Genomic DNA, 23,901 nt, shown 5'->3' with positions numbered 1-23,901 from the left:
TTTTATGTCACTTCGACTTGGAGATATTGCCCCAGATTTTGAGGCAAACACTACACAAGGACCAATTAACTTCCATGAATGGTTAGGCGAAAGCTGGGGACTGCTTTTTTCACACCCGGCTGATTTTACACCTGTTTGTACAACAGAGCTTGGTAAAACAGCTCTTCTGAAAGGTGAATTCGAGAAAAGAAATGTAAAAGTACTGGCAGTAAGCGTGGACGATCTTGATTCGCACAACCGCTGGATACCGGATATCAACGAAGTAAATGATACTGAAGTCAACTTTCCGATCATCGCCGATGAAGGCAGGAAGGTAGCGCAGTTGTACGATATGATCCATCCTAATGCAAGCGAGAAAGCAACTGTTCGCTCGGTATTTGTGATCGGACCCGATAAGAAAGTCAAGCTGACGCTGACTTATCCAGCGTCGACAGGCCGTAATTTCAATGAAATCCTTCGCGTTGTTGACTCGCTGCAACTGACAGCCAATTACTCGGTTGCTACTCCTGCCGACTGGAAAGACGGCGACGATGTAATTGTGGTACCCGCGGTGAGTACAGAAGATGCGCAGAAAAAATTTACCAAAGGTTTGAATATCGTGAAGCCTTACCTGCGCTACACGCCTCAGCCGAATAAATAATAGCTTTTTACAACAAAGAGAGGACGTTGCCATCGCAGCGTCCTCTCTTTGTTGTTGGTAGACTATATTTAAGAATACTTAGTTTTCTTCTTCGGTAACTTCCTCGGGAACGATCATTTCTTCTCCATAATAAGTCATATGGCGGGCTCCTTTGTAGTAGTACCATATTGATGCAGCCATTGCGATGTGGCTGATATCGTTATAGTTAAACCAGGGCCCGAGACTGAATTTCAGTGCATGCAACCCAGCTGCCACAGCGCCCAGGAATGTAGCAATAAAAATATTTACGCTTCCGGGATCTTTCTTCTTTTTATAAACATAAATCTCGATCAGGAACAGCATCAGGAATAGGCCGTAGAATGCATGAATTTCAACAACCACAAAATTGAGCGTGATGAAAGTCAGCACAAAGAATACGGTCAGTTCAACGTAATTAAGCCAGCCCAGGATAAGCCCGTTCCGCTTGTGTAACAAGGGTTTAATATGCCAGATAGCCGCTCTTTCAAACAGCGCGACGGCGATCATACTGGCAAACCAGCCCGGGATTTTTCCCCTTTGTCCCGTCATATACAGGAAGCCGTGCCCCAAAACCCCGCCAATAGCAGTAGCTATCGCCATAAACAGGAAAAAGTATTGGATTTGTTTGTACATTCTGTGTGCCCGGCCCAATTTGTTGAGATGAAAAAATGCATAAATGCAGATGGCGGTCATTGCAAGGCTGGACAGCACAGTCGAAGGTTCGAGGATTGTAATACCGAATACTTGTATCTGGTGGACTTTGCTAAAATCAATTACAACATCATTCATGTATAGAAGAGCGTTTGTTCGCGGAATGGAGTGAATAGGGTTTAATCAGATTCATTTGCCAAAGTAAGCTACAAATGGATAATAAATTCATCTTGAAAGTCTGCTTTAACAAAACTATACCAGCACAAATGTGCCTGTAAGCTTAATGTTCGGGATATGGACAGCCAGTAAAATCAGAACATTGCAACCCTGTCGCCGGATTTTTTGTTTTAGGGGGAGGGCTATATGAATCCGCCTGTTAATTGCGTTATTTTGACGGGATATTTTAGCATTTTTACTATATTGTTTTTATTAAAGAAGCATGTTAACCCTGATGAGATGAAATGGTCTTTTGTTATCCAGAGAAAGTTGAGGGCGATGGTTTTGCTTGGGGGAATTATGTTAGTCGTAATACTTGGAACACTGCTTTCACAACGAAATGTAGAGGGGATCGATCAATCGTCCGCGTCTATTTACAATGACAGGCTTGTTCCGGCGACTACCATACTATATATCACCGAAAATCTGTACGGAAAGCGGCTTACGCTGGAAAATCACCTGTTTAACAGCGATGCAAAGGACGCCCGTCCGATCGCCGAGCAGCTGAAATCCTACGACAAGAGCATTGATTCGCTTCTTCGCATTTTTGAAAAGACATACCTGGTTGCGAAGGAAGAAAAAAGTTTGTCGGCTTTCAAAGAGCAGAACGCACGATATACGCATTTGGAAGAGGAAATTTTAAAACAATGCGCGTCTGGCAACCTGGAAACGGGGAAGCAGGTCTTCGCTCAAAATGGAGGGTCTAAATTCTGGGAGGCAATTTCAAGCCTCAACGAACTGACGAATATTCAGTCGGATGTAGGAAAGGACCTGATGAAGGAATCGAAAAGCAATATGGCAAGTTTTGGGGTGATTACTTCCCTGCAAATAGGCCTGGCCGTGATTATCGGCTTAATGATCCTGGTATTGATCTACGACTCGCGGGTCATCGATAAACCCGCATTGAAAGATAAAAGTCAGTATTTCAACCTCAACTGATGTCAACAAAAAAGCCAGCGTCGCTGGCTTTTTTGTTGACACTACTGTCATTTATTGACCTACTTTCCGTCCTTTCAATGTTTCCCTCGAATTTTTTACCTGTTTCAAAAGGTCTTTCTTTACAAAAAGGCGTGCTCCGTTTCCACTTTGGAGATCAAAAGTCCGCTCTTTATAATCGAATTTGTTGTTAGGCAGTACGTCCAGAAAATAGTTCTGTCCGCTCAGGTTAAATTTCATTCCCTTCTTGTCTTGCTGCGTGTCGTCCCAGGAAACATGGATCGACCCGGAATCAGAACCGAGTGAAACCCCGGGAGTAAATGGTAACACATTGATTGTCTGAATGCTTTTTCCGTTGCTCATTGTAATCTGGCCCTCCGGATTAACCTTAATGTCATTTGGATCGGAAACTTCTCTTCTGATATTAATCGCTTTGTCATTAAAGAACTGCACCTTATCCAGCGAAATATTGGCAGCTTCAAGGTCGCGTCGCAAGTCCTCTGTAAAAACGGTGTAATTGGACAGAGGTACCGAATTCATGGTGGTACAGGCCGAAACTGTGCAAAGGAAAAATGCACCCGCAAATGCTTTCTTAATAAGATTCATGTTTGAAATTGGTGTTCGTATGGAACCGGTTTGAGATTCTAGCTGGGTTGTTTACTGATCGCAATATTAAGAAAAAAGCCACTCACATACCAACCGGTTAGTTAAAGGCTCCTCTCACTTTCGCAAACTGACAATGTGTCAGCCAGTGCGAATTTAGTTGTATTTGGAACGCATATTTGATTCGGGTATTGCAACAGCAGAAAAAACAATTCAAAAAATAGAAAACCAAAAAATTGACTATGGAATCAGTGATTCAGGAAAAAGGGAATCTTAGCATCCACACCGAGAATATCTTTCCGATTATTAAGAAATTCCTTTATTCGGACCACGAAATCTTTTTAAGAGAGTTGGTTTCCAATGCCGTCGACGCTTCTCAGAAAATCAAAAAATTGGCCTCCTATGGTGAGTTCAATGGCGAATTGGGTGAGCTGAAAGTCGTTGTGAAACTGGATAAGGAGGCCAAAACGATTACCATTAGTGATAATGGGATCGGTATGACGGCCGACGAGATTAAGAAATACATCAATCAGATCGCTTTCTCAGGTGCCACCGAATTTGTTGAAAAATACAAAGACAAAGGGGAAGACGGAAAAGGGGACAAAGGTATTATCGGCCATTTCGGTTTGGGCTTTTACTCGGCCTATATGGTTGCCGAAAATGTTGAAATCTTTACCAAATCATATAATGAAGGCGCCGAGGCAGTCCGCTGGCAGTGCGACGGTTCGACAGAGTTCGAGCTTTCTCCGGCTGAAAAAGAAACACGCGGATCTGACATTATCCTCCACATCGCTGCTGATTCGGAAGAATTCCTGGATGAGCACAGATTGCGGGGGATTCTCGAAAAATATGGTAAATTCCTGCCGATAGCGATTGAATTTGAAGAGAAAACGATCAACAATCCCAATCCGATCTGGACAAAAAGTCCTGCTGACCTGAAAGACGAGGACTATCTGGCATTTTACAAAGAACTTTATCCGTTCAGTGAAGACCCGCTTTTCTGGATCCATTTGAATGTGGATTATCCTTTCAATCTAACCGGTGTATTGTATTTCCCTAAGCTCAGGAATGATTTTCAGGGACAGCGTGAGAAGATACAGCTTTACAGCCGCCAGGTTTTTATTACGGATGAAGTAAAAGATATAGTACCTGATTTTCTTCAACTTCTGCATGGTGTGATCGATTCACCGGACATTCCTTTGAACGTGTCGAGAAGCTATTTGCAAGCCGACGGTAACGTGAAGAAGATCAACGGTTACATTACGAGAAAGGTTGGGGATAAGCTTTCGGAGATATTTAAAAACGATCGTGAAGGCTTCGAGAAGAAATTTGATGATATCGGTTTGTTTGTTAAATACGGTATCATCAGCGATGATAAGTTTTATGACAAGGCGAAAGATTTCTGTTTGCTGAAAAACACCGACGGGAAATTTTTCACCTTCGAAGAGTACCGCGCCCAGGTGGGAGATAACCAAACCGACAAAAATGAAACTCAGGTCTGGCTTTATACGACAGACGAGAAAAAGCAGGATGCATTCATTCAGTCGGCTAAAAAGCGGAGCTACGATGTACTGTTGCTTTCAACGGTGATCGACTCACATTTTATCAATGCATTGGAACAAAAGCTTGAAAAAATCAACATTAAGCGGGTTGATGCGGATACGCTTGATAAGTTGGTGGAAAAAGATGTGCAGCTGGAAAGCATGTTGTCAGCCGACGATCAGGAGAAGGTAAAAAAGATTTTCGAGGAAGTAGCAGGCAGCAAAAGTGCTCATGTACAGGTCGAAGCCATGCCGGTGGACGAATTGCCGGTTGTGATTACTTTCCCTGAATTTATGCGCCGGATGACGGATATGCAGGCATCTTCGGGACAACGGTCGATGTTTGGAGATATGCCTTTGATGTACACTGTTTCGCTAAATTCGAACCACCCGGTAATTGGCCGCATTTTATCATCGGAAGATGAAGCGGCTCAGAAATCGCTTGCCAAGCAGGTTTATGATCTCGCTTTGCTGTCGCAAGGATTGTTATCTGGAAATGATCTTACACAGTTCATTCAACGTACGGTTACCACGTTGTGATCGGATATCTTATAACTGAAAAAACCCGCTTCAAGCGGGTTTTTTCAGTTATAAAATGCTAGTGAATTTTACCTTCGGCAAGTTGGTCCTGAAAGCGTTCGAGCTCGACCCATTTTTGGTCTTTCGCAAGGATTGCTTGCGTGGGCCATGAAGAGGGGTCCTGAACCTGAAATCTGGGCCCGGCTTTTTTCAATATCCCTACCATTCTGATCACCGAAGTTTCGGCGAGCTGTTCATAGGTGTGGATACCTTCTTTATTAAATAGCACTTCGATTTTAGGGCCTATGCCGTCAATACGTTTAAGATCGTCAGGTGCGTGGTCCGGGCTGGTGACGGGGTAAACCGTTTTAGAAGCATTCGCTGCTGCCGGCTGGTTATTGTGGTTTTCCATAGAAGTTCGGTATTCGGTCAATTCATATTTTTTTTCTTCGAGTAGCGTTCGCATTTTTTGAAGCCGCTTTCTCACATTAACTTTTGCCAGCCACCATCCCAATATCGCTGCCAGCGAGAGCAACGTCACTATTTCTCCGGCCGAGATTGCTACACTTTGAGATTCTATCGGAAAAGTCAGCCTGTTCATTGCTTGGATTTAGAGAAAGCCAGTTCGCGAGTGATCTGATTCAGTCTGTACCTTAATTCACGCGTTTTTCGCGTCTCATAACTGCGGGCGATAAAAAAACTCAAAGAACAAGTTACAGCAAGGATGATTGTGTACTGCACCAGCAGGCCTGGACTAAGATAGAACGTACCCAGACTGATTGTTTTTCCGTAAAAGAGGTCGGCAAAATGAAGCCTTTCCGAAAGAATACCAGTCTCATCAAAAATTTCACAAAGCTGTTTGATCTGGCAAATGTGCCAGTAAATGGAACCCAGGACCCAGGCGGTCAGGCAAGTCCATAACAGCGGTTTGCTTTTTAACATGCAGGCATCAGCTATATTGAAACAGATCTTATTTTAAAAATAGCTTTCGGAAGAAGGATTTGCAATGCAGGTATGAAAAAAGAGCCTGAGTTTTAAATTCAGGCTCTTTTTTTATTATCGGTTCATCGAGATCAGGAACTCTTCGTTGTTCCTTGTTCCTTTCATGTGTTCAAGCAGGAAGTCCATAGACTCCATCGCATTCATATCCGACATGTGTTTTCTGAGTATCCAAACCTTTTTCAATGTTTCCTTATCCAGAAGCAGATCTTCACGACGGGTACCGGAAGCCATCACATCGATAGCAGGGAATACGCGTTTGTTGGAAAGCTTTCGATCCAGTTGCAATTCCATGTTGCCGGTACCTTTGAATTCTTCGAAGATGACTTCGTCCATTTTCGACCCTGTATCAATCAGGGCGGTTGCTATAATGGTCAGGGAACCTCCGTTTTCAACATTCCGGGCAGCTCCGAAGAAACGCTTCGGCTTATGCAGCGCGTTGGCATCCACACCGCCTGAAAGGATTTTACCGGATGAAGGAACAACGGTATTATAAGCACGGGCAAGGCGGGTAATGGAGTCGAGAAGGATTACCACATCGTGACCACATTCTACCATTCTTTTTGCCTTTTCCAGGACAATGCTGGCGACTTTCACGTGACGATCAGCCTGTTCGTCGAATGTAGAAGCAATTACTTCCGCTCGCACGCTGCGCTGCATGTCGGTAACTTCTTCCGGACGTTCATCGATCAAAAGAATCAGCAGGAATACTTCCGGATGGTTACGTGTGATTGCGTTTGCAATTTCTTTCAGCAAAACTGTTTTACCAGTCTTTGGCTGCGCGACGATCATGCCGCGTTGCCCTTTCCCGATCGGGGCAAAAAGATCGAGTATACGCGTAGAGTATTGATCAGGGCGTGAACTGAGTTTCAGGCACTCGTCCGGGAATAGGGGAGTCAGGTATTCAAAAGGAATACGGTCTCTGATTTCCTCGGTGGTTTTGCCATTCACGGTTTCAACCCGGAGCAATGCAAAATACTTTTCACCTTCTTTCGGTGGCCGGATCTGACCTTTTACGGTATCACCGGTTTTCAGACCAAAAAGCTTTATTTGAGAAGGAGAAACATAAATATCGTCTGGGCTGGCCAGGTAGTTGTAGTCAGCGGAACGTAAAAAGCCGTAGCCTCCGTCCTGCATTATTTCGAGTACACCTTCGTTGATGATCAACCCGTCAAATTCCCTGACGTAGTTATTGTAGTTCCGCTTGATTTTCGTTGACGGATCTTCCCGCTGGGGTTGAGGTTGAGCCTGAGGCTGGCGTTCCGGGTTTTCGTTTTGTTGACGGGCCGGCCTTTCTTCCTGGCTTGGCGAAACAACATCCTGAATATTAGTTTCAGGCGTTTCCTCCGTGGTTTCAGGATTCGAAACTGGTTCTGTCACCACCGGGGTGACTGGCTCTTCGCGTCCCAGGTCATTTAATGTATCATTGTCCGAATCATTTTCATCGGACATGTCTATATTTTTAGGAAGTTCATCAAACAGACTCGGTCTGTTACCCTTTGCAGGCGTATCAAACAAAGGAGTTTTTGAATTATCTTTTTTGCCCTTCCCTGATCTGTTATTGCCAGGTTTTACTGCAACGGGAACCGGCTCGGCTGGCCTTCTTGCCCGTTTCTTTTTGGGTTCGTCCTCATCGGCAGAATTGGATTCTGCAAAAGCTGGTTCTGCAACCTGTACAGAGCCTTCCTGGCTAGTGAGGATTCGGTTAATCAATTCTTTCTTAGAGAGTTTAGTATGGTCAGATACGCCAAGGCTACCTGCTATTTCCTTAAGCTCGGACAGGAGCTTAATGTTTAATTCATCAATTGTAGGCATATAAAAAAGGAAAGTAAAGGAACACTTTACCGATGGGATAATAAGTTGTGAATGTAATTAGATTAAATTCGGAGATAACCCGAAGTCATGTGATGGTCATTGATATTGGAATAAATATGTGTTGTAGAAGCCCTGGCAAATGACCTTACTAACTGAAAGCTTTTGATGGATCAATTGTGAAAATTTGCAATTTGATACTATAGAAGTATGACAATAAATCGGCAAGATTTCTTAAACCTAGGCAACGCTGGGCACGATGGTTACCGATAGATGGATTTTTGGATTTATAAGTCGATACTGACTTAGATGGACGAAGGTGCTAAATATTTCTGAAAGTTCCAAACTTTTATCGACAAAAACCGAACTGTCTTCGTATCTCTTACATAATCACCTGCTTAGCAACCAATATCAATAAAGAAACCGGACTGATTTGAATAGGGATTTCATTTATATGATATTTGCAAACTCTTGTTAAAGGCCCTCACATCAACCCATTATGAATATTGTCATCGATTCGGGTAATACCTATTCAAAGGCAGGCTGGTTCGAAAACGAAAAACTGATACGCTATACGACAGGTTTAAGTTTCGATCAGCTGATTGAAACGATCCGATTGGAGCTACCGGAGCAAATCTTGTTTTCTTCCGTAAGTTACACTGAGAAGGAGTTTAGTGAGGCATTGCAGCTGCCTGTTCGGGTACATAGCCTATCTTCTGAGACGCCACTCCCTATATTGAAACAATACGAAACCCCAGAGACGCTCGGAGCTGACCGCATCGCGGCCTGTGCAGGTGCAAATTTTTTGTTTCCAGGACAAGACTTGCTGGTGATAGATATGGGCACCTGCGTTACCTATGATTTGATCGACAAAGATGCCGCATTTCAGGGTGGTTTAATTTCGCCGGGGGTAAAAATGCGATTCAAAGCAATGCATTCGTTCACTAAGCGGCTTCCCCTGATCGATCCTGAAAAAGAGCCGTTCCTGATTGGGAAAAGTACCAAAACCTCTATGCTTAGCGGGGTGATGAACGGTATGCTTGCGGAAATAGAAGGAATAATTGAGCGGTACCGACACAAATACCCCGAATTGCGCGTAGTAATATGTGGCGGTGATATTACTTTTTTTGAAAGTAGCCTGAAACCACCCATCTTTGCGGTGCCGGAACTCGTTTTAATAGGCTTGAACAGAATTTTAACATATAATGTCGCATTACAGTAAAGTATTATTACTTACACTTACAATTACACTGGGATGGAGTTGTGACGGCCTGAAGGCGCAAGGTCTTGGCAATGCACCTTATTCTTCACTCGGTCTGGGTGAGTTTTATGGTGAATCTTACTCTGACAACTCAGGAATGGGGCAATCAGGCGTGAGTACCGCGAGCGGCTTTCAGATCAATAACCTTAATCCGGCCCTATGGGTGCGAAATCGTTTTACAACATTGGACGTAGGGTTGGTAGGACAGTACAAAAGCATTGCCGAAGGTAGCAAAATCCAAAAAAATGCGGGAGGTAACCTGGCGTATGTTTCCCTTTCTTTCCCTGTAAGTCCAAGGTGGGTGATAGGGGCCAATTTAAAGCCTTACAGCTTTATCGACTACGAAAATCAGTCGGTCAGGCCAGTAATTGGAACCGGAGCAAATGCGAACTATATAACCTCCGGAAAAGGCGGCATCAATAAAGCGTCAATTACAAATTCGGTACAGATCAACAAATACATCAGCCTGGGCCTTGAAACCAGTTACTTCTTTGGAAACGTTCGTAAGGCGTCGGAAGTAACTGTTTTTAATGTTCCGGGGGTTCCGGACATCGTCGATAAAGATGGCAACATCGTTAACGTTGAAGTTGTCAGTCTGAACGAAAGAACAATTTTTTCTGATTTTGCATTTCGCGCAGGTGCTGCGGGGCGTATCCCGATTAAAAAGGACAACAAGTTGAACCTGAATTTAGGGGGAGCATATAGCTTCGGTACGAGGATCAATGCCAATACCACCACATCATTTGAGCTTACTCAGGACTCCTATCCGGTAATCCCAGCCGATACGCTTGAAAACGATTTGACCGGCGGACTTACCCTTCCGGAGCAATTTCAGGTTGGTACAAGTCTTGAATGGCCATTTAAACTGGTTTTATCGGCGGATTACAGCCGCCAGTCATGGTCAAAATATAGAAACTTCGACAATGTGTCCGAAGGACTTAAAGATGTTAACCGTTTCCATCTGGGCGCTGAATATCTGCCCAAATTCACTTCCCTGAATTATTTCGATCTGGTGAGATATCGCATTGGTTTCAGCTATGGAAACACACCATACACAGTTAATGGAAAGAACGTTAATGACGCTAATGTCAGCCTTGGATTTACGTTCCCGATGGGAAGAGGTTATCAGAATTTCCTCTCCGCTGCGCTGGTTGCAGGTCAGAGAGGAACTGGTGGTGCGGGGCAGATCAGGGAACGATACGCACGGGTTGTGCTAGGCATAACATTATTGGAAAGGTGGTTTATCAAACAAAAACTTGACTAATCGCTGTGACATGAAACTCTTGCCATTGTTAAGGAATATCAGAAAAGGAGATAAAGTGTTATCTCCTTTTTGTATTGTAACCTTGCTCGCAGTTTTGTTTATGTCTTGTGAAGACAAAAAAAACAAGGTAGGGGCACTTTACACCGGTCCGATTGAGATCGTAAACGATGTTCAGATAAAATATAGTGAACAGGGCAAGATCAAAGTCCTGATGAAAACACCCAGATCGCAACGGTTTCAGAACGAGACACAAATTTTCCCTGACACTGTCAATATCAGTTTTTACGATTCGCTTAGCAATGTCGCCACCAAGCTGCGTTCTGACTCCGGTAGGTACGATAAGAGTTCGGATGTTTACATCGTGAAAGGAAATGTGCGGGTTACCCTGATTGAGAAGTCTCAGATTTTAAATACTTCGGAGCTAAACTGGAGTCCGCGAACCAGGAAGATCTTTACAGACAAAGCTGTTTCTATCCGAACAGTCGGATCCCCGGAAGTGATTTATGCCACAGGATTGGATGCGGAGCAGGATTTTACAAACATCAAATTCAGACAGGGCAGAGGAACGGTTAAATTCTCTAATTCTGACCCTGGTGGCAGTCCAGCAGCGAATTCTGCACCGTCTCAATAGAAGTGAAAGTGCTGTCTTTTCCCCATTTGATAGTTACGTAAGTTACTATTTCAGCCAGCTCAATGTCCGTCAACTTCGGATTACCTGGCATTGGCCTGCTAAATTCCTTTCCATTCACCATGATCGTATCACTCATTCCGTTGCGAATGATACAGGTGATAAGGTCTTTGTTATTTAGTGTTTCTGCTCCTTTTAAAGGCGGGTACAAATTTGATAGACCTTCACCATTGGCCTGGTGACAATTAGCACAGTAGGCTGTGTATAACTGGAAGCCTTCTGCAAAGTACTGCTCGGTTTTAAGTTCTTCTTTGGAACTGCAGGAAGCCAGGGCGAGGCAAAGAGCCAATGCATAAAATCGGCTAATTAGTGGCATGGACAATGCTTTTTACTTCTCATACTCTTTCAGCAGCTTTGCTATATCTTTCATCAGTTTTTCGGTACCTTCTTCCGTCGTACCATCGTACATTCCCCTAACGTGCTTTTCTTTATCTACAAGAATAAATGCGCCGCTATGCAAAAAACCTCCTGCTGCCGCGCTATCTTCCTGTACCACAGCCATATATTTTTTTTGTCCGATATCATAGATCTTTTCTTTTTCGCCAGTCAAAAACTGCCATTGATTTCCTTCGACACCTAAATCCTTCGCATATTTATTAAGTACCTGAGGTGTATCATGTTCTGGATCAATAGAGTGGGAGAGAATCATGAATTCAGGATTGCCTTTATATTGGTTGTATATCTTGGTCATCTGCCGCTTCATAACCGGACAAATTGTAGGGCAGGTGGTAAAGAAAAAGTCGGTAACATATATCTTACCTTTTACGATTTCTTCTGATATCGTGTCGCCATCCTGGTTGACAAAAGAAAAGGCAGGAATGGTGTGGTAAATCGTATCCACAACTTCCTTTCCGTCCACTGTTTTCTTTACCCAATCGCGTTCTCCCATGATGGGTAATTTGTTATCGCCGCAGCTCACAAGTGCAAGCAAAAAGAAAATGGCTAGTGGGCCGAAAGGGTTATTTTTTTTATCAAACTGCATAAATTATTCAAGAAATGTTTTTGCTTCCTTCAACGACCTCAATGTAAGCTGTTTTACCTGTAATATCCGGTCTCTTTCCCCTTCAAAATAAAGCACGGCTTGTTCCGGCGGCAGCTGTTTTGCTGAGTCACCTTTGTATGCATGCATCCAGTCCATCATTAATTTGTCAGATTCATTCAGTTTCTGATTAATGTCAATAGCCTTGATCCTTTGCTCGGCAAGCGTATTGCTGCTCAAACCTACATTATCCAGGCTGTCGATCTCCTTGATTTTTGTGGAGAGTATTGATTTCAAAATCATAATACTATCCATTTTTGGCATTATCTCGTCGTGTACTGCCAAAACTTCGGTCTCCAGGCTGGTAAGCTTATCCTCGCCGGGTTTCGTGCTACACCCCAAAAGAACGGTTGCCAATGTTATTGCTGTTAAAATTTGCTTCATGATCAGGGAGTAGTAGTTACGTAAGAAAAGTTAAAGGTCATCCTTTCAATATCAGCTCTCTTGCATTGAGCAAAACTGCTTCTGATGGATTATGGCCGCCGATCATCTGCGCTATTTCCTGCACGCGCTCGTCGATCGTCAGTTTTTTGATTTTGCTGACCGTTTTATCTGACGAGTGATCTTTATAAACAAAGTAGTGCGCAGTTCCACTGCTGGCAATCTGATGTAAGTGTGTGATAGCAATGATCTGATGGTTTTTAGCCATGTTTTGCATCATTTTACCCATCTGTTTAGCAATCTCACCGGAAACGCCGGTATCGATTTCATCAAAGATAATGGTTGGAAGCATGCGTTTGTCGGCTAATATGTACTTTATCACCATCATTAACCGGGAGAATTCACCTCCTGAGGCAACCTGACGCAATTCCTGTGGCATTACTCCCTTATTGCCACTGAAAAGGAAGGCAACTGAATTGCTACCAGCCGGGGAGGGGGCGGTTTCTGAAATTTGAATCGATAAAGAAGCATTTGGAATTCCCAGTTCAGCCAATCTTTCCAATATCAGCTTCTCGATCGGTTTAACTACCTTTTTGCGGCTTTCCGACAGTATTGTGCTGCTCGCAAGCATTTCTTCCTGTGCTTTTTTCATTGCCTTTTCCGCGGCCAGCAAGTCATCATCGAGATTCAAAACAATCGTGAGTTTCTCCTGAAGCTGCTTTTCAATATCCAGTAGTTCATCAACGGAAGTGACCTGATGTTTTTTTAGTAAATTGTAAATCAAATCCAGCCTTTCCTGCACTTCCTGGCTTCGACCAGCGTCCACTTCAACGGAATTATTGACCTGGTCGATTTCATCGGCAAGATCTCTAAGCTCGATGAGGGAACTCTGCGCACGCTGGCGCAATGCTTCGTATCCGCTGACGAGCCGGGATGCCTGAGCAAGTGCTGCGGTTGTATTTTTGAGCAGATCGAGGACGGAGGTTTCCGGATTATCCAGGTAAGTATAAGCCAGTTGCAGCCGCTCTTTAATCTCTACTGCATTTTCGAGTATGGTCAGTTCCTCTTCCAGTTTTTCCTGCTCACCCGGGCGCAGACTTGCGGTATTGAGTTCCTGAAACATAAACTGGTCGAAATCGAACTCCTTACGAAGCTGCGCAGCCCTTTTTTGAAGGTCGTCAAGCCGCGCGGCAGCTTGCCGAAATGCCTGATAATGCTTTGAATACGTTTTCAGAATTGAAGCGTTCTTGGCAAAAGAATCGACAACCTGCAGTTGAAAATCGTTGTTCCCGAGTAGAATAGAATCATGCTGCGAGTGGATATCCAGTAACTGACTGCCTATTTTTTTTAATGTATCCAGGTTAACGGGCGTGTCGTTGATAAAAGCGCGGGACTTACCAGATACTGCAATTTCTCTCCGGATAATGCAGTCTTCAGCGAAGTCGAGGTTTTCATCTTCGAAATTGGGAGCCAGATCGTACCCTGCCAGATTAAAGGTTCCTTCAATTACACACTTCTCGGCAGAATCATACAATGACTTTACATCAGCACGATTTCCCAGCAACAGACCAATCGCACCAAGCATAATGGATTTTCCTGCCCCTGTTTCGCCTGTGATAATGTTGAGACCGGGATCAGGCGACATTTCCAGTTGCTTGATCAAAGCGTAGTTCTTGATAAGTAAATTAGCAAGCATGTGATTCGGAGAGCCGTTTGCCGGAGATCTTACAATCGGCTTCTAGAGGGAAAATTTCTTTTGTTTCTCCGTTACGAATATACTTAGTGATATTCACAATCAGAAAATATAACCAATAACCGGTTAAGTTTTAATGCGGGCAGCTGAAATCGAGTCATAAACGACTTCATAGAGATCTGCGAAAGCAAAGGTATGACGATGTTGTCGGGGATCTTCCAGCGTGAGATGGTCATTTGTCATGGAGATCAATATACCGAAACATGTTTTGCCGTTATTCAAAACTCCGCTTATTTCATGTTTAAGTAAGAAAGGTAACTGATCCGACAGTTTGGATGAAGCGATGCGAACAAGTCTTTTGCTCATATTATAATGACAGACGCTGGTACAGTTGAGTTTTGGTTGGGTCAAGGCTAACCAGCAACGTATATGCCTTAGCGCGCTCGTCAGGTTGCGCTTCAATCAGGATTTTATAGAGTTCATCAGACTTGGCGTCGAAAAATGAATTCACAACTACGCTTGCAGGGCGAAGCTGGTTAACCTCCTTTAAGGTGGCGAGGAATTCAAGCACTTTTGCCCTGGTTTCGGCAGGATTTTGAGTAGCTACATCAAGTCCTTGCCTGTAATATTTATACATACCTTCCCGAAACGGGGTGAACTGCTGGCTCATCAGATTTTCAATCAGCCAATACCGGTTTCTTGAATCGCCGCCGGAGTCCCACCCGCGCTTGTTTGGTGATGCATTTCTGGCTTGATTAACAAGATTAAAAGCTTTTTGTACAAAAGGTGAGCCGCCCATTTTACTAAACGAATCATAGTCGAAAATGAGGGCTACGTTTGCGTAAAATGCCAGGATATAAGGTAATTCTTCCGTGTAGCTGTTTTCATTAAAATATAGCTGTGTATTCGGCAAATAGGTGAAAGTGAAGTTTTTGTCTATATAAGTGAAAAGAACTGTTTCGTAGTTTGAGTTATAGACAGGCCTGGAAACGACCAGTTGTGCATTGCCTTCAAAGCTACCCTGAGCCAGGGACCGTGTCAGATTGACATTCAGTTTGCATTTAATTTTTTCTTCTTTTGTAAACTGATCATTTGTCCACCTGGTATTGTTCAAAAACTCGTTCATGTAGCTTTGCAGCTGGTTCATGGACTGCGGATCAGTTTTTTGCTGTGCAACAAGCTGCTCGTAATTCAGATTGACGGTGAATTGAAACTCCTGTGCAAACAGCTGATGCGTGCATATTGTTAATAAAAGAAAAAAAGCAGCATATATTTTTTTCATACCTCGTTCCATCTTTCAATTACAATTTCTAAAATATCTTGGGCAACCTCTTCCTTCGTTTTCAATTCGAAGCGCCTTTTGTTTCCTTTCCTGTCAATAACGGTTATTTTGTTCGTATCGTGCGCGAAACCTGCACCAGCATCATTTAGTGAATTTAAAATGATAAAATCCAGGTTTTTACGAGTTAGCTTGTCCATGGCATGGGCCTCTTCGTTTTCAGTTTCCAGCGCAAACCCGATTAGCAATTGTCCTTCCTGTTTGTTTTGCCCTAGCGTCGCTGCAATATCAGTCGTTTTAACGAGTTCCAATGTCATTTCCGAACCTTGCTTCTTGATTTTCTGCTCTGCGACATATTTAGGGGTATAATCTGCCACCGCTGCTGCAAAAATCACTAGATCCTGCTCGGGAAACTGGGCGGCCGTCGCATCAAGCATCTGTTGCGCACTGCCAACCTGTATTTTTTTTACCGCAGGCGATAAACTCTTAATGGCACTTGGTCCGGTTACTAATGTGACCTGAGCGCCGGCATCAGCAAACGCCGATGCAATTGCATACCCCATTTTACCAGATGAGTGATTGCTGATAAAGCGAACGGGATCGAGCGGCTCTAATGTTGGTCCAGCTGTTATCAACACTTTTTTCATGAAAGCAACCGGCCGTTTGGCGAAATGTGTACCAAGCCGCGAGGAAATTGTCTCCGGCTCGGCCATCCTTCCGTCTCCCGTCAATCCACTGGCGAGTTCCCCATATTCAGGCTCAATGAAAAAGTTTCCGAATGAAATGAGCGTGTTGATATTGTGTATTGTAGACGGATGATGAAACATGTCGAGGTCCATCGCAGGAGCAAAAAAAACGGGACAGCGTGATGACATATATACTGCTGTTAACAGGTCGTCGCAATTACCCGTAGCACACTTCGCTAGCGTTTTTGCCGTCGCAGGTGCTATTACAATCACATCAGCCCAGAGGGCAAGGTCAACATGGTTGTTCCATTCACCATTCTGGGTAGCAAAAGCGATGAGTACAGGATTTTTGGAAAGTACCGACAGTGTTAACGGCGTGATGAATTCTGTCGCTGCCTGCGTCATTACCACCCGCACCGACGCGCCCGCTTTAACCAGAAGCCTCACCAACACTGCCGACTTGTAAGAAGCGATGCTGCCGGTAACTCCTATCAGAATTTTCTTGTCTTTCAGGTTCAACTTTTGAGAGTTTATGTCTGACTGATTTGAATTATTAAAGTGGGCAAAGTAAGCACAACTTTCTTAAAAATTTCTGTATATAAATGACAAACCAGCCACAATGTAAACTGAGGCTGGTTTGCTATTTTTCTGACAGACTATTCTTCGTCGCTGTTTGTACGGTAGCTGTGGTATGTTTTTCCTTCGATGAATTCGTCAATTGCGATACTTCCTGCTTTTGGCATACGCTCGTAAAATTTCGAAATCTCGATCTGCTCTCTGTTTTCGAACACTTCTTCCAGATTGTCAACTCCTGAAGCAAACTCAGCAAGCTTATTATTAAGCTCCTCTTTCATTTTGCTTGAAATCTGGCGTGCTCTCTTCGAGATAACCGAAACAGATTCATATAGATTGCCGGTAACGTCAGCTATTTTGTCAGTATCCCGGGTAATGATCGATGGATTAGTTGCCATGATTTTCTTATATAGTTTGAAAAATTTTAAAACGGTATTATTTCTGCTCACTGGCCCTTAGGCTCTGCGATCGCAGGTGTTGTGACTTTCGTCGGTTGGTTGTCAGGATCAGGTTTGGACTCTTTCAGTTTTTGCTTTTCAAGTTCCAGTTTTGCGATCACTTCGATTTGCTTCTGACTGTTGTCAAACATTCTCTCGGCATCGCGGCTGAATTTGCCGGTAGGATATTTGTCGACAAGTTCCTGGTAAAATTTGACAACATCCTGATACCTTTCTTTTTGTTTGTCAATAAAACTATAGGTAGCCAGGTTGTATTGCGATTCTACCTTCAGAAAAGCAAGTTCTTCATTGTATTGTGAATCAGGAAAATCTCTCTTAAAATTTTCGATCGAGATAACCGCCGATTTAAGCGACATCAGGTTGAAATCACTGATCTTATGGTATAGTTTGGCACGTTCGTAGGCTTTCCTTTCCAATTTCGATCTCAGTTCCAGGATATATTTCGTACACTCATCGCGAAACGGGCTGTCAGGATACGAATTAATGAAATCCTGCATGGCTGAAATCGCCGTATGCGTACTCGTCTGGTCAAGGTTATACGGAGAGGAATCTTTATAAAGCGAAAAAGCGTGCATATAATAGGCTTCCTGCGCATAATCACTGCGCGCATAAGTATCGTAAAATTTCTTGAAAAGAAACTGACTTGTATTGTATTGACCCTGTTGATACTGGGTATATGCGTAATAAAACTGTGCAAGCTCTGACTCAGTACTACCTTTTAATAAAGGAATCAATTCCTCGAATAAAATGCCAGCCTTATAGAAATCGCCCTTTTTGTAGTAAGCCATTGCGGCATCATACTTCTCCTGATCTGTACCTTTTTTCTGTAATCTGGAGAACTTGCTACACGAGGTTGTGAGAAAGAGAATTGAGATAAAAAGCAAGAAATAGCTTGCAAGACTGTTTTTTCGCATATTGGCTGCAAAGGTAATAAAAAAAGCTACACCATCCATAACGAACGCGTAGCTGATCTAGTGTTAATTAGTAGCCTATTGCTGATGACGTACCAGCATTTTTTTCGTGGCTACTTTCTTTCCGTCAATCGATAGCTGATAGAAGTAAAGCCCGGTTGGCATATCCTTCGTGTTGACACGTAATTTCCTTTCATTCTTGTTCAGCGTCAGTTCGTTCATCTGAGAACCCAGCACGTTGTAAAATATCAACTTCGCTTCCCTGATTCCCGGAGAAATACTGAAATCGAGTTCGGCATATTCACTTGCAGGATTGGGGTAAATATTGGAAACGGTGATTTTATCACTCACATACAGCTGTTCTTCTGCTTTCAGGTGTGCCTCAACTGCTGTTGATTTTCTCTCGCCGTTCTTCTCAACTACGTCAGCAGCGAGCATATTGTTGCTGTCGGCGTTACTTGGAGTAGAAAATAAAAAAGACGTATAAAATTTATTTAATGCTTTTGGATTTTGCAAAGATAGTGGCTTGTAGCTCAGGCCATTCGGCATGACCGTAAACTTTAACTGCTCGGAAGCCGCTGGCTTTTTCTTGGCAACTATATTCAATCGGCTCCCGCCAGAAGCCGATTGTGCGTTTGCCCCGCCCAGAGACAGGATTGTCGCAATCAATATATAGAAATAACGTACATATCTTTTCATAGCTTCAATTGATACTTTTGACTAACTGATGAATAATTTAGCTGAAAAGTACACTACAAAAATATAGAGAATTAATTGTATCCTCAAAATATATTGTGTGACCGGCTAACTTTATTTTTTTAAGGTAAATAATCGTGCCGATCTGCATGAATATTTGTCTTGCACGGTTAAAAAATTACAGTTCTGCCCAAATAGTCTTTTCACGGGTCGGTTTTTCTGAAATTCGCCAGTTAAATCCATCCAGTTGACGTTCCGGCTGTTTGATTTTTGTGGGAGGGATCAGTTTACCGTCCGGTTTTCCCACAAAAGAAATTTTCTCTACCCGGTTTTCTTTAAAAATCAGGTTCATCCTTCCGCATTCCACCCGGTTTAGGCCAATATTTTTCTGCTTGTCATCGACTGCATAATAAGCACTTTCACCATTCCCCTCCACCAGAACCTGTTTTAGCTTATTACCACTATCAAAGTAAGCATTGATAATCCGGCCTTTCACTTGGTTGAACTGTCTTACAAGGGTGTCCTCTGTTATTACAAATGCCTTTCCTTTTAGCAACATCCGGTTAATCTCATTGTTGACAAGGAAAGCAGTGATAGAATCAGCCTCCATTTGGTAATGCTGGTCACTCCATAAAATTGGTTGACGAAAAAACCTGATCACCGAATCGGCTGTATTGTAGCTGATTGAGTCACATTTGCCCTGGAAATCAGATTTGTAAATAAAAACATTTTTATCGCCAATAAGCTTTCTGGTCGAATCCCTCGCATTTTCAAATGAATACAGCGTGTCGGCCCTGATATATAGTGTGTCTTCGGAAACTACATTCCTTACGTAAGCGTGACCATATATTTTGGAGTAACCTTTTGATTTCCAGTAATATCCCTCGTCACCATTGAGCACTGTTTTATCTTTTTTTGCCACGATGACCACATTTCCTTTCCCCCGGCCATCGTTGCTTTTTCCGTCTACGATCAGAGAGTCTGCGGTAAGCGTATACGTTTCGTTATCAACAGTAGTTCTCTTGTGAAAAGAAGACTGGGTAGATTCGGTATTATATTGCCCCTTGGTACCCACCACTGTACCATCCTTGTTAACGATCTTCGTCGGCCCGTTGAAATAAGACCATTTCGTTATGGAATTGTAAAGCAGCGTGTCTGTTGTCAATGTATACTTTTTATTGACCAGCTTGACATTGCGATAATAGGTAAACTCCTTTGTTGCTGTGTTATAAAAACCCTCTTTACTGGTCAGGACATTTTCTTCGTCAACCGTTCGTCCGGGTAATTTATAATAGGCAATTCCACTCGCCATGTCATATTCGATTTTGCGTGTGGTGAGTGTTCGTTTACTGTCTTTTAATACCGTCTTACGGCCGCTTACGATTGCCAATCGGGTATTACCATAATAATAAAGGGTATCGCCGGTTACCGTAACAGTATCGCCCTGCACGATTTTCACGTTTCCAAACGCTTCAATCACATTTGTCGTAATATTCTGGATCGCAAGATTACTATACAAAAGCGCTCCTTTATGCTTAAAAACACCATTAGTAACGCGTCGTGAATCGACTCCGTTAGCATTAATAATTTCAAGTTGGTCAGACTTCAAAATCTCAATGAGATCCTCATTAGCAGTACTGGTGTTTTGTGCTAATGCGTTGAATGACAGAAAGGTATAAATGGAAATCAGTACGACAAAGAACGCCCGCAAATATTTATTCGTTTTGATATTGATGACGCGTGAAAGTTTAAAAGAGTTGCAGCCAGCGTGGTAATTTTTTTTATCCATGTTCCTTTTCTTTCTTTTACCTTTGAAATAACCGTCAACAAAATGTTCTGTCTGCATGCGGTTTTCCGAAATTTATCAGCAAAAGCAAATCCGATCCTGTTCACGCCAAAATTACATCAATTACATCTAAGAGGTTCTTTGTGGATTCTTTTTTAACTTTTATTAACCAACAAGGTTGGGACCTGAATGGAAAGAAATCGCTGCTGACAGTAAGTGGGGGAATTGATTCTGTTGTTCTGGCGCATTTATTTCATGAGAACAAGTTTAAAGCAGGTATTGCGCATTGCAACTTTAAACTTCGCGGTGAAGAATCTGAGACAGATGCTCATTTTGTTCGCGAAATAGCGAACCATTATGGATTCGAGTTTTTCTCGACCTCATTCGAGACAAAATCGGTAGCGAAGGAAAAGGGCGTTTCCACGCAAATGGCTGCGCGCGAACTGCGTTACAAATGGTTTGAAAATTTACGGCAGGCCGAGCAGTACGATTGGATTGTCACCGCGCATCACAACAGCGATTCGCTTGAAACCGCCATATTGAATCTAACGCGTGGAACCGGGCTCTCTGGCATAAAAGGTATAATGCCGCGGGTCAACGCAATCATCAGGCCGATGCTTAGGATGACCAAGGAGGAAATTTTAAAGTATGCGGCAGACCATGCTTTGCAATGGCGTGAAGACAAGTCCAACTCGTCGGTTGATTATAAGCGCAATCGCGTCCGTCACCAGATCATCCCGGTGCTGAAAAAGTTGAATCCATCGGTAGAAGAAACTTTCATCAATACTTCGGAGCGGTTGTTGGCTTCTGATAACTTATTGAAAGAGCTGCTCGAAAGTTGGAAACAGGGGGCTATACATAGCGAAAGCGGATTGGTATATATCGACAAAAGGCACTTGCTCAATTCATCGGAACCTGCACTGAGGTTATGGACGGTTTTGCAGGATTACAAATTCACGTATCCCCAGGTCAAATCGATCTGCACAGCACTGAAAGGCACGGTTGGAAAAACCCTACATTCCATGTCGCATGATCTGCTAATTGACAGGGATTATCTGATACTCCGCCCAAGTTCGGATTTGCGGGGGAAATATGAGATAGAAGTATTTGAATCGGATTTATCAATTGTCGCGGATCATTTGCTACTGAGTTTTGAGGAAACGTCCGATATCAGAAGAAGTGAACTTGGAAAGGACAAAGCAATAATTTTCATTGATACGGAAAAGCTGAAATGGCCGCTTAAAATACGCAAATGGCAAACAGGGGATAGTTTTTTCCCCTTTGGGATGGGGGGAAAGAGAAAAAAATTGAGCGATCTGTTCAATGATTTAAAAATCAACCGGTATCAAAAAGAAGAATCTCTTGTACTTGTCAACGGCAATGGAGACATCATTTGGGTACTGGGAATCAGAATGGACGAGCGTTTCAAGGTGCCTGAAACCGCTTCGAAAGTCTTAAAAATAGCATTACTTGACAAGTAGTGTCGTTACCGATCAGCAAGAATTTTTCCGGTCAGATATTGCGCTTAAAGATTTTGTTTTTACATTTGCACCACGTTTCGCATTCGGCGAAACATATAGAGAGATGGCAGAGTGGTCGATTGCGACGGTCTTGAAAACCGTTGACTGTAACAGGTCCGGGGGTTCGAATCCCTCTCTCTCTGCAGGACATGATGTCAAAACATTCAAAAACCCCGTTTAAACGCTTTAAACGGGGTTTTTGCGTTTTTGGACTATACCAAAATATTCAAAAATTCCCGATAAAAATGTAGCAATTCGTGGAAGTAAGAAAATCTCAAAAAAACTTCCCCGATTAGGTAATTAACTAGCTGGTTATCAAGATGTTTACCACGTAAACATCTTGCGTTTCAATGGTAACAATTCGATTTTTGTTCATCTTAAACATTATGTACTATGTTAGAAACAAGCTTCGGGTTGATTTTCTTTTTGAAAAGACCCAACCCAGAATTAGCAGACGGAATGCGCTATGTTTATTGCCGTGTCACCGTCAATGGAGTTCCAAAGGATATCTCGACCAAACGTATTTGGCATCCGTCCAAATGGAGCGTAGGTGCAGGGCGGGCGACTGGGAACAAGGAGGATACTAAAACATTGAATGCCTACCTAGATACGTTGACGTCGAAGATTTACGAGGCAAAGCGATCATTGATTGAGGCGAACAAAGAGATCACCTCGGAAGCTATCAAAAATATTCTCTTGGGCAGAACCGAAGGCGGGAAAACTATCCTGCCCATTTTTCGAGAGCACAACGATCAGATTGCTGCCTTAATCGGTGCCGATTTTGCACCAGGCACCTTGGAGCGGTATGAGACTTGCCTTAAACATACCCGTGATTTCATCAAATGGAAATATCAGGCAGACGATTTCGAAATCAAGAAACTCGACTACGAATTCATATCACAATATGAATTCTGGCTCAAGGCAGTCAAAAAGATTAGTCACAATACGACGATGAAGTACTTGGCTAACTTCAAGAAGATCGTACTTCTTTGTGTTAAGAGAGGATGGCTGCAACGTGACCCGTTCTATGCCTTCAAGTTTTCGAAACGAGAGGTCGACCGGCAAGCATTGACCGAAGGCGAGATGAAGAAAATATGGGATAGGGATATGGGTGACGGCCGCCTTGCGCTCGTCAAAGATATTTTCCTTTTCTGCTGCTACACCGGCCTTGCTTACGCAGATATTTATAAATTGAAGCGGACTGAGGTTGCGGAAGGGATAGATGGAGGAAAGTGGATAACAACTAAGCGCCAAAAGACTGACACTCCATCTCGCATACCTATTCTGCCAATGGCTATGGAAATTATGGAGAAGTACGAAGATCATCCGCAATGTGAGAATGAGAACAGGGTGTTGCCAGTGCTGTCTAACCAGAAGATGAATTCTTATTTGAAAGAGATTGCGGATTTGTGTGGGATTCGGAAGAATATCACTTTTCACTTGGCTCGGCATACTTTTGCGACAACCGTTACTTTGACTAATGGGGTTCCGATTGAGAGTGTATCCAAGATGCTGAGGCATCGGAATATTAAGACTACTCAACAGTATGAGAAAATTGTTGATAGGAAGATTAGTGATGATATGGCTAGGCTGAAGGATATCCTGCAACCATAGAAATAAGGTACAAATGCTTGCAATAGCCTAGGCAGATCTCGATTTGTCTGGGCTATTTTGTTACCAGGCGATTTCGAGAATTTCATCAGAAATAGACCGTTAAATAATTTTTGCTTA

Annotated in this window: 23 protein-coding genes and 1 tRNA gene; 9 read left to right on the top strand and 15 right to left on the bottom strand. The window is 43.1% G+C overall.

Annotated features, from left to right (window positions below):
• The first annotated feature begins 4 nt into the window (after positions 1–4).
• On the top strand, positions 5–640 hold the full coding sequence (locus tag FXO21_RS03560) for a peroxiredoxin (protein WP_149638807.1): 636 nt from the start codon (positions 5–7) through the stop codon (positions 638–640).
• 78 nt (positions 641–718) lie between these two features.
• On the opposite strand, the gene FXO21_RS03555 is transcribed toward FXO21_RS03560, so the two are convergent.
• The gene (locus FXO21_RS03555; RefSeq protein ID WP_149638806.1) at positions 719–1,447 is read right to left on the bottom strand and encodes a DUF6962 family protein; all 729 of its coding nucleotides are present in this window, start codon (positions 1,445–1,447) and stop codon (positions 719–721) included.
• Positions 1,448–1,765: 318 nt separating this feature from the next.
• Here FXO21_RS03555 and FXO21_RS03550 point away from each other — a divergent pair, with 318 nt between their 5' ends.
• The gene (locus tag FXO21_RS03550) at positions 1,766–2,464 is read left to right on the top strand and encodes an MCP four helix bundle domain-containing protein (RefSeq protein WP_149638805.1); all 699 of its coding nucleotides are present in this window, start codon (positions 1,766–1,768) and stop codon (positions 2,462–2,464) included.
• Between the two features lie 51 nt (positions 2,465–2,515).
• Here the strand turns inward: FXO21_RS03550 and FXO21_RS03545 are convergent, their stop codons facing one another.
• On the bottom strand, positions 2,516–3,067 hold the full coding sequence (locus FXO21_RS03545; protein ID WP_149638804.1) for a hypothetical protein: 552 nt from the start codon (positions 3,065–3,067) through the stop codon (positions 2,516–2,518).
• A 239-nt stretch (positions 3,068–3,306) separates the two neighbouring features.
• Here FXO21_RS03545 and htpG point away from each other — a divergent pair, with 239 nt between their 5' ends.
• On the top strand, positions 3,307–5,145 hold the full coding sequence (htpG, locus tag FXO21_RS03540; RefSeq protein ID WP_149638803.1) for a molecular chaperone HtpG: 1,839 nt from the start codon (positions 3,307–3,309) through the stop codon (positions 5,143–5,145).
• A 58-nt stretch (positions 5,146–5,203) separates the two neighbouring features.
• Here htpG and FXO21_RS03535 read toward each other — a convergent pair whose 3' ends face one another.
• The 3 genes from FXO21_RS03535 to rho all read right to left on the bottom strand — a co-directional run bounded on the left by FXO21_RS03535 (position 5,204) and on the right by rho (position 7,938).
• The gene (locus FXO21_RS03535) at positions 5,204–5,725 is read right to left on the bottom strand and encodes a hypothetical protein (RefSeq protein ID WP_149638802.1); all 522 of its coding nucleotides are present in this window, start codon (positions 5,723–5,725) and stop codon (positions 5,204–5,206) included.
• A complete protein-coding gene (locus FXO21_RS03530; RefSeq protein ID WP_149638801.1) occupies positions 5,722–6,066 on the bottom strand; it encodes a hypothetical protein in 345 nt (114 codons plus the stop codon). The genes FXO21_RS03535 and FXO21_RS03530 overlap by 4 nt, the downstream gene beginning before the upstream one ends.
• 114 nt (positions 6,067–6,180) lie before the next feature.
• Entirely contained in the window at positions 6,181–7,938 is a 1,758-nt protein-coding gene (rho, locus tag FXO21_RS03525) for a transcription termination factor Rho (RefSeq protein WP_149638800.1), read from the bottom strand.
• Between the two features lie 496 nt (positions 7,939–8,434).
• Between rho and FXO21_RS03520 the strand changes: the two genes are divergently transcribed.
• From FXO21_RS03520 to lptC, 3 genes are read left to right on the top strand one after another with little or no spacing between them, the layout of a single operon-like run.
• Positions 8,435–9,157 (top strand): type III pantothenate kinase, encoded by a 723-nt coding sequence (locus FXO21_RS03520; RefSeq protein WP_149638799.1) that lies wholly within the window; start codon positions 8,435–8,437, stop codon positions 9,155–9,157.
• Complete coding sequence (locus FXO21_RS03515; RefSeq protein ID WP_225865554.1) at positions 9,141–10,460, top strand: hypothetical protein; 1,320 nt, start codon at positions 9,141–9,143, stop codon at positions 10,458–10,460. The genes FXO21_RS03520 and FXO21_RS03515 overlap by 17 nt, the downstream gene beginning before the upstream one ends.
• A 10-nt stretch (positions 10,461–10,470) precedes the next feature.
• On the top strand, positions 10,471–11,091 hold the full coding sequence (gene lptC / locus FXO21_RS03510; protein WP_149638798.1) for an LPS export ABC transporter periplasmic protein LptC: 621 nt from the start codon (positions 10,471–10,473) through the stop codon (positions 11,089–11,091).
• Here the strand turns inward: lptC and FXO21_RS03505 are convergent.
• The 10 genes from FXO21_RS03505 to FXO21_RS03460 form a co-directional block, all read right to left on the bottom strand.
• Positions 11,039–11,464, bottom strand: a complete 426-nt coding sequence (locus FXO21_RS03505) for a c-type cytochrome (protein WP_149638797.1) — start codon at positions 11,462–11,464, stop codon at positions 11,039–11,041. The two genes, lptC and FXO21_RS03505, sit on opposite strands and share 53 nt — an antisense overlap.
• Before the next feature lie 12 nt (positions 11,465–11,476).
• Entirely contained in the window at positions 11,477–12,130 is a 654-nt protein-coding gene (locus FXO21_RS03500; RefSeq protein ID WP_149638796.1) for an SCO family protein, read from the bottom strand.
• Positions 12,131–12,133: 3 nt separating this feature from the next.
• Complete coding sequence (locus FXO21_RS03495; protein WP_149638795.1) at positions 12,134–12,571, bottom strand: viral A-type inclusion protein; 438 nt, start codon at positions 12,569–12,571, stop codon at positions 12,134–12,136.
• 37 nt (positions 12,572–12,608) lie between these two features.
• Positions 12,609–14,264 (bottom strand): DNA repair protein RecN, encoded by a 1,656-nt coding sequence (gene recN, locus FXO21_RS03490; protein ID WP_149638794.1) that lies wholly within the window; start codon positions 14,262–14,264, stop codon positions 12,609–12,611.
• Positions 14,265–14,628: 364 nt separating this feature from the next.
• Complete coding sequence (porD, locus tag FXO21_RS03485; protein ID WP_225865553.1) at positions 14,629–15,543, bottom strand: type IX secretion system protein PorD; 915 nt, start codon at positions 15,541–15,543, stop codon at positions 14,629–14,631.
• Positions 15,540–16,745 (bottom strand): bifunctional phosphopantothenoylcysteine decarboxylase/phosphopantothenate--cysteine ligase CoaBC, encoded by a 1,206-nt coding sequence (gene coaBC / locus FXO21_RS03480; RefSeq protein WP_149638792.1) that lies wholly within the window; start codon positions 16,743–16,745, stop codon positions 15,540–15,542. The genes porD and coaBC overlap by 4 nt, the downstream gene beginning before the upstream one ends.
• Before the next feature lie 137 nt (positions 16,746–16,882).
• On the bottom strand, positions 16,883–17,197 hold the full coding sequence (locus tag FXO21_RS03475) for a DNA-directed RNA polymerase subunit omega (RefSeq protein ID WP_149638791.1): 315 nt from the start codon (positions 17,195–17,197) through the stop codon (positions 16,883–16,885).
• A 47-nt stretch (positions 17,198–17,244) separates the two neighbouring features.
• Positions 17,245–18,171 carry an outer membrane protein assembly factor BamD gene (locus FXO21_RS03470; protein ID WP_149638790.1) on the bottom strand — a complete coding sequence of 309 codons (927 nt, stop codon included), beginning with the start codon at positions 18,169–18,171 and terminating at the stop codon, positions 17,245–17,247.
• Positions 18,172–18,246: 75 nt separating this feature from the next.
• On the bottom strand, positions 18,247–18,867 hold the full coding sequence (locus FXO21_RS03465) for a T9SS type A sorting domain-containing protein (protein WP_149638789.1): 621 nt from the start codon (positions 18,865–18,867) through the stop codon (positions 18,247–18,249).
• A gap of 175 nt (positions 18,868–19,042) precedes the next feature.
• The gene (locus FXO21_RS03460; protein WP_225865552.1) at positions 19,043–20,710 is read right to left on the bottom strand and encodes an OstA-like protein; all 1,668 of its coding nucleotides are present in this window, start codon (positions 20,708–20,710) and stop codon (positions 19,043–19,045) included.
• Between the two features lie 83 nt (positions 20,711–20,793).
• Here FXO21_RS03460 and tilS point away from each other — a divergent pair, with 83 nt between their 5' ends.
• From tilS to FXO21_RS03445, 3 genes are all read left to right on the top strand, one after another.
• Complete coding sequence (gene tilS / locus FXO21_RS03455; RefSeq protein ID WP_149638788.1) at positions 20,794–22,131, top strand: tRNA lysidine(34) synthetase TilS; 1,338 nt, start codon at positions 20,794–20,796, stop codon at positions 22,129–22,131.
• A 97-nt stretch (positions 22,132–22,228) separates the two neighbouring features.
• Positions 22,229–22,313, top strand: a tRNA-Ser gene (locus tag FXO21_RS03450).
• A gap of 250 nt (positions 22,314–22,563) precedes the next feature.
• Positions 22,564–23,784, top strand: a complete 1,221-nt coding sequence (locus FXO21_RS03445) for a site-specific integrase (RefSeq protein ID WP_149638787.1) — start codon at positions 22,564–22,566, stop codon at positions 23,782–23,784.
• Positions 23,785–23,901 lie beyond the last annotated feature (117 nt).

Source organism: Dyadobacter sp. UC 10, assembly GCF_008369915.1.
GTDB lineage: Bacteria > Bacteroidota > Bacteroidia > Cytophagales > Spirosomataceae > Dyadobacter.
This window is presented reverse-complemented; position numbering and strand designations above follow the sequence as displayed.

Coding starts and splice junctions, on each gene's coding strand:
- FXO21_RS03560 (WP_149638807.1), top strand. CDS start 5: ATGTCACTTCGACTTGGAGATATTGCCCCAGATTTTGAGGCAAACACT.
- FXO21_RS03555 (WP_149638806.1), bottom strand. CDS start 1,447: ATGAATGATGTTGTAATTGATTTTAGCAAAGTCCACCAGATACAAGTA.
- FXO21_RS03550 (WP_149638805.1), top strand. CDS start 1,766: ATGAAATGGTCTTTTGTTATCCAGAGAAAGTTGAGGGCGATGGTTTTG.
- FXO21_RS03545 (WP_149638804.1), bottom strand. CDS start 3,067: ATGAATCTTATTAAGAAAGCATTTGCGGGTGCATTTTTCCTTTGCACA.
- htpG (WP_149638803.1), top strand. CDS start 3,307: ATGGAATCAGTGATTCAGGAAAAAGGGAATCTTAGCATCCACACCGAG.
- FXO21_RS03535 (WP_149638802.1), bottom strand. CDS start 5,725: ATGAACAGGCTGACTTTTCCGATAGAATCTCAAAGTGTAGCAATCTCG.
- FXO21_RS03530 (WP_149638801.1), bottom strand. CDS start 6,066: ATGTTAAAAAGCAAACCGCTGTTATGGACTTGCCTGACCGCCTGGGTC.
- rho (WP_149638800.1), bottom strand. CDS start 7,938: ATGCCTACAATTGATGAATTAAACATTAAGCTCCTGTCCGAGCTTAAG.
- FXO21_RS03520 (WP_149638799.1), top strand. CDS start 8,435: ATGAATATTGTCATCGATTCGGGTAATACCTATTCAAAGGCAGGCTGG.
- FXO21_RS03515 (WP_225865554.1), top strand. CDS start 9,141: ATGTCGCATTACAGTAAAGTATTATTACTTACACTTACAATTACACTG.
- lptC (WP_149638798.1), top strand. CDS start 10,471: ATGAAACTCTTGCCATTGTTAAGGAATATCAGAAAAGGAGATAAAGTG.
- FXO21_RS03505 (WP_149638797.1), bottom strand. CDS start 11,464: ATGCCACTAATTAGCCGATTTTATGCATTGGCTCTTTGCCTCGCCCTG.
- FXO21_RS03500 (WP_149638796.1), bottom strand. CDS start 12,130: ATGCAGTTTGATAAAAAAAATAACCCTTTCGGCCCACTAGCCATTTTC.
- FXO21_RS03495 (WP_149638795.1), bottom strand. CDS start 12,571: ATGAAGCAAATTTTAACAGCAATAACATTGGCAACCGTTCTTTTGGGG.
- recN (WP_149638794.1), bottom strand. CDS start 14,264: ATGCTTGCTAATTTACTTATCAAGAACTACGCTTTGATCAAGCAACTG.
- porD (WP_225865553.1), bottom strand. CDS start 15,543: ATGAAAAAAATATATGCTGCTTTTTTTCTTTTATTAACAATATGCACG.
- FXO21_RS03475 (WP_149638791.1), bottom strand. CDS start 17,197: ATGGCAACTAATCCATCGATCATTACCCGGGATACTGACAAAATAGCT.
- FXO21_RS03470 (WP_149638790.1), bottom strand. CDS start 18,171: ATGCGAAAAAACAGTCTTGCAAGCTATTTCTTGCTTTTTATCTCAATT.
- FXO21_RS03465 (WP_149638789.1), bottom strand. CDS start 18,867: ATGAAAAGATATGTACGTTATTTCTATATATTGATTGCGACAATCCTG.
- FXO21_RS03460 (WP_225865552.1), bottom strand. CDS start 20,710: ATGCAGACAGAACATTTTGTTGACGGTTATTTCAAAGGTAAAAGAAAG.
- FXO21_RS03445 (WP_149638787.1), top strand. CDS start 22,564: ATGTTAGAAACAAGCTTCGGGTTGATTTTCTTTTTGAAAAGACCCAAC.